This window comes from Hydrotalea sp. AMD (genome assembly GCF_004100315.1).
GTDB lineage: Bacteria > Bacteroidota > Bacteroidia > Chitinophagales > Chitinophagaceae > Hydrotalea > Hydrotalea flava.
Genome location: NZ_SCKY01000059.1, coordinates 1 through 4,704 on the forward strand (window position 1 = coordinate 1; position 4,704 = coordinate 4,704).

The 4,704-nt window shown below is 39.2% G+C and carries 6 protein-coding genes; 4 read left to right on the forward strand and 2 right to left on the reverse strand.

What is annotated here, in order from left to right; all coding sequences use genetic code 11:
* Positions 1 to 735: 735 nt before the first annotated feature.
* Positions 736 to 1,065, reverse strand: coding sequence for a hypothetical protein (locus tag EO766_RS17740; RefSeq protein ID WP_287101719.1), 330 nt, complete (start codon positions 1,063 to 1,065; stop codon positions 736 to 738).
* 1,219 nt (positions 1,066 to 2,284) lie between these two features.
* Here EO766_RS17740 and EO766_RS17745 point away from each other — a divergent pair.
* On the forward strand, positions 2,285 to 2,509 hold the full coding sequence (locus EO766_RS17745) for a type II toxin-antitoxin system HicB family antitoxin (protein ID WP_287101720.1): 225 nt from the start codon (positions 2,285 to 2,287) through the stop codon (positions 2,507 to 2,509).
* A 3-nt stretch (positions 2,510 to 2,512) separates the two neighbouring features.
* On the forward strand, positions 2,513 to 2,704 hold the full coding sequence (locus EO766_RS18505; protein WP_353744850.1) for a type II toxin-antitoxin system HicA family toxin: 192 nt from the start codon (positions 2,513 to 2,515) through the stop codon (positions 2,702 to 2,704).
* 55 nt (positions 2,705 to 2,759) lie between these two features.
* Here EO766_RS18505 and EO766_RS17750 read toward each other — a convergent pair whose 3' ends face one another.
* A complete protein-coding gene (locus EO766_RS17750) occupies positions 2,760 to 3,086 on the reverse strand; it encodes a hypothetical protein (RefSeq protein WP_287101721.1) in 327 nt (108 codons plus the stop codon).
* 246 nt (positions 3,087 to 3,332) lie between these two features.
* Between EO766_RS17750 and EO766_RS17755 the strand changes: the two genes are divergently transcribed.
* Positions 3,333 to 3,605 carry a hypothetical protein gene (locus EO766_RS17755; RefSeq protein ID WP_287101723.1) on the forward strand — a complete coding sequence of 91 codons (273 nt, stop codon included), beginning with the start codon at positions 3,333 to 3,335 and terminating at the stop codon, positions 3,603 to 3,605.
* Between the two features lie 97 nt (positions 3,606 to 3,702).
* Positions 3,703 to 4,554, forward strand: coding sequence for a replication initiator protein A (locus EO766_RS17760; RefSeq protein ID WP_287101725.1), 852 nt, complete (start codon positions 3,703 to 3,705; stop codon positions 4,552 to 4,554).
* The last annotated feature ends 150 nt before the right edge of the window (positions 4,555 to 4,704 follow it).

Genomic DNA, 4,704 nt, shown 5'->3' on the forward strand with positions numbered 1-4,704 from the left:
GGAACGTAGGGAACCGAATACTGGAACGTAGGGAACCGAATACTGGAACGTAGGGAACCGAATACTGGAACGTAGGGAACCGAATACTGGAACGTAGGGAACCGAATACTGGAACGTAGGGAACCGACTTTTTTTACAAACCCAGTACTGAAGCGGCTTTCAAGGCATTTTTTCTTCGGTAAAAGGTTTTAAAAGAATATAAAAGAAAGTACTTATCTACGTAGTGATCGGAAATCCGTCTACAAAAAGGAGTTCGCTTAGCTAACGCTTCGCTCACTAAGAATTGGTTAGGGGGAAGTCTCCCCCTAACCCCCTCTAAAAAAATTCTGAGCCGGAATCTCTCTACATTTCCTTAACCTCTTGATTTATTCAATCTCCTTAAAACCCCTGGGGGCGCTGCCCCCAGCCCCCCGCACTCGCCGTGAGGCAGGGGTGATAGGCGAAAAAACGCCTATCACCCCTAGCCAAAGCGTATATCGCCTCCACCCTGTCAATGACTACTCGCCGCTAGCGCGGCTGCGTTCCTCATTGACAGGCTTTCGGCTACTAAAATCATCAAGACAGGGTAAAGTTTTAGTTTTAATCGGCTTTAAAGCCAGAAATAAGCCTCTTCTAGGCTCTTTCTTCATTAAGTCGACAAATCCCTTAGGGTAAGAGGTAAAAATCGATTTAAAGTGCCTTATTCGCAGTTTTTGAATCAGCCTTCTTTTATCAACCTTTTCTCGACTACAAAACCTAACTTTTACCTACCCATGACCTAGCCCATCTTTCCAAAAGTTTTTCCAACAAGCCTTGTGTTCCCTTTGTCTCTTCTTTCCTTGTTCTTAACAACAAAAACAATCTTTGCCTTCTCTGCTTCTCGTTCTCATCAAACAGCCAGGGTTTGTTTTCCTCGTAGTGTCTTATTGATTCCTCGCTGTATACCTTTTGCTTTTTCCTCCCTATCTCCGCTGCTGGTGGCGGAAAATCTTCTCCCTTGATCAGTTTGTGAATGCCTGCTCTCGTATAACTCCAGCGCGCGCTTAAGTCCGATACTGATAACAGTTTCATCTCTAAAATCTCCACAAAATGAATTCTCTTTAATTTCAGATCACAGCGTTGACGTCAGTCAACGTGTAAGTGCGCATCTTGGCTTTTTGCCAAGATGACTCTAGGTACTTTTTCTTTTTTCATGGTTAGAAAATTTATCCTCGCGGTATAATTCAGGTAACAAAAAAACTTAATTTCTTCTCTAGGCTTCAAGACAAATATGGAAAAATCTAAAACTGTTCAGATACTCATTACCCTAACTTCCCAGCATCTCAGTAAGCTCGTTCAGGATAATAACTCTATGAATGCCTGGCTCTTAGGCGAAGAAATTGCTAGGCGATTGAAGCAAAACCCTTCCACCTCTATTGCCCTCAACCTCGGCGATATCTTCACCAAGTACAACGTTTAATCAATCCTGGGCAACACTAAGTGAGCCTCGTCCGTAGGGTCACAGGCAGCCAAGAAGAAAAAAAACCAACTTTTCACCGGCGGATCATCGCCATAAAAAAAGCCAAAGATTAACAAAGCCTGTCAGAATGCAGGCTTGTGAGCAGCCGACTGGCCGCGTCACTGCGCTAAACCCATTCGCAGTGACGCGGGAGACATAGAAGCTATGGTAATAAAACGTAGCACTAAAGGAGGGCTTTTGAGGTATACATAGTAATTACTGTAATAATAGATAATTATCGTAATTATGAATAAATTACATTTGGCCGCCTTGTATTGTTCCACGGCTGATGTTCCACAACCAACCGCATCACCTAACCTGTCCTCTACTAACCACCTCGGCGTACTATATCCGCCAGGGCGGTTGCATGAACACTTTTTGACCAGATTTTATCTGTAAAATTAACCGTTTTACTGATGAACTGAAAAAAATTTTCTGCTAAAAATATTAATTTTTATGAATTGAAAATTTCATTTACAAGAATTTTGTAAATTTTTAACTGGTAATAACTAAAACTCTAGCATTTAAAGTTACATTTCTTCTGGTCAAAAAGTGTTCATGCAACCGCCCTGCTATATCCGCTAACCTCGTGTCTTCTTAGGCTGTCTTTCGCTAAAAGTGACGTAGTAATGCTCAAAACCGCGCCAGAAGTGGATCCTTCTCCAAAAAACTCATTACGTCACTGCGGAAAAAACAGCAGTGACGTAATGAGTTTTGACGAAAAGTCAGCCTGATAATACTTAACTTTATTGTTTAAAAAATGCTAGATTTAAAAATAAGGTTTCAAATAACTGGTTAGGGTTAAATATGCAAAACTTTACTGCTGTCTTTGAATCCGCTGAAGAGGGCGGTTATGTCTGCTGGATTGAAGAAATACCTGGCGCTATGAGCCAAGGCGAAAATATTGTTGAGGCTAAAGCTAATTTGCTTGATGCTTTAAAGCTTTTGATGGAAGCTAACCGTGAGCTGGCTGAAGAAAATTTCCAAGGGCGAAATATTACCCGTGAAATGATACCAATTGCAGATATATAAATAATGCGCCTAATAGACTTTGATAGGCACCTTAAAACTCGTGGCTGCTCAATCATACGACAAGGCGGAAATCATACGATCTATTTTAACCCAGAAAACCGAAAAACTACCGCAGTACCAAGGCATCGAGAAATTAAAAATGTTTTAGTTAAAGCAATATGTAAACAGCTAGAAATTGCTTCTCCCTTTAACTAATCTCTGGTATTAGCCAGTTTCTGGCATACCGTCAAATGTCCAAAAAACGGTGATTTTAAAACAAAGTGCAAGAATTATTTTTATCACTATCACTTTGTGCTCTTAGTACTTTTAAAGAGTTATCTAAAGCAATATGTCGATCAATTTTAGTTAATTCATCAGTATCAGAAAATAATTTGGCAGTTTCTCTATACGCTTTAGATACTTCCACGGCAATTTTTTTTTCTTCCAAGGCAAGTCTCTTTTCTTCCAATGTATGATCTGTTGAGTATTTGCCGAAATAATAACCAACAGCAAAGCCTAAGCTAAATAAACCTAAAGTTGCTAGTTTTTGTGAATCAGAGATTTTCTCTATCATAAATTTCTCAATATTTAACTTCATACTTGAATAGCTAATCTAACAGGGATGCCAATAAGAATCTACCTGTCTTATGCGGATGCAACAGATTTATTGGCTTTCAGCCCACTGCCTAAGTGCGCGCTTACACGTTGCTGCGCAACGTAGCGCGAAAAGTACTAAACGCTGAGGTTGATTTTCAGAATGAAATAGCATCAAATGAGCGTACCGCCAAGGTGTTGTAGCACCTCAACGGTACTAACCACAACCAACCTGATATGGAGGCTGATCATGGCTAAGCAAAGCTTAGAACATTCCTTGAACCCTGCAAAATATTCTTTTCGATCCTGCGAAAATCTTAGCGACAAGCTAGCAAGTGCTTATGCTTTGTCTCATGTGTCGCTACTATCTCCAGCAAACTTTGCTGATTGTGATCCCGCAATTATCGAGGCTTATCTCAAGATGATGGGCGATTGTATTTATGAATCTAAGCAAATGTTTGATGGAATATGGAAAAGTTTAAAAGATAAAAATATTTTTGAGGTTGAGGATGTTCAGGAATAGCTAGCTTTACGACCATTAACTGGAAGCGTGAAGTTAGTTTCGTTGATTAGCTTTGCGCTTTCTGCTTAATGGCTTTTTGCTAAATTTAAGGATTGTCATGGAAACGATAGAGCAACATTTAGAGAGTATTAAGAAAAGCATGAGACAGAAAATTGAGAATAGTCCAGTTGCTATGGAGGCAAAAGAATTAGCTAAAAGTCCTTTAGAATTAACTAAATATCGAAATGAAAGAAATTTGATGCTTTACCCTTTTTGTTCAACATCCAAGCGTAAAAGATTAAAAACAATAGAATACAAATCTTCTGATGCTAAAAGATGGCTACAGGTTACAGCTAATCATGAATTTGGCATGGCTAAAATTTGGGATTTCGATGTTTTGCGGTTTGCTTTATCAAAGGCTGGAGAGATAGCTATGTCTTTGGGTTACTTTCCTGCTTCTATTGAGTTTACGGCTTATGAGTGCTTAAAAGGGATAGGAAGAAATACGAAGGGGATGGCTAGTTATGCCTGGCTAGAAAAAGCTCTTCAAAGGCTTTTAGGAACAACTTATCGCGGTAATATTTTTCGAGATAATGAAAAAATAGTGGATGGTTTTAAACTAATTAGTTTTCAGTACCTTAAAAAAGAAGATGGCACAATAGAAGGGATGAAAATCAGTTTTGATGAGAGATTGATTGAATCAGTAAGATACAACAAAGGCCTACTAGCTATTGATGCAGAAGTTCTTCATGAAGAATCTGGAATAAAAAAGAGATTACTTGAGCTTATTAAAGTTAGCAAAGGAAATGATAAAGAATGGACTGTAGGATTGGAAAGGTTAGCTGCAATGTGTGCACATGATGGGTCATTAAAAAGATTTAAGTTTGAACTTAAATCTTATCAACTTCCATGGAAAATAAAGTTTTCAAAAAAGATAAATGGGAAAGATAACGTAATCTTTTTTGACTAGACCAATGAAAGGAACCGAATACTGGAACGTAGGGAACCGAATACTGGAACGTAGGGAACCGAATACTGGAACGTAGGGAACCGAATACTGGAACGTAGGGAACCGAATACTGGAACGTAGGGAACCGAATACTGGAACGTAGGGAACCGA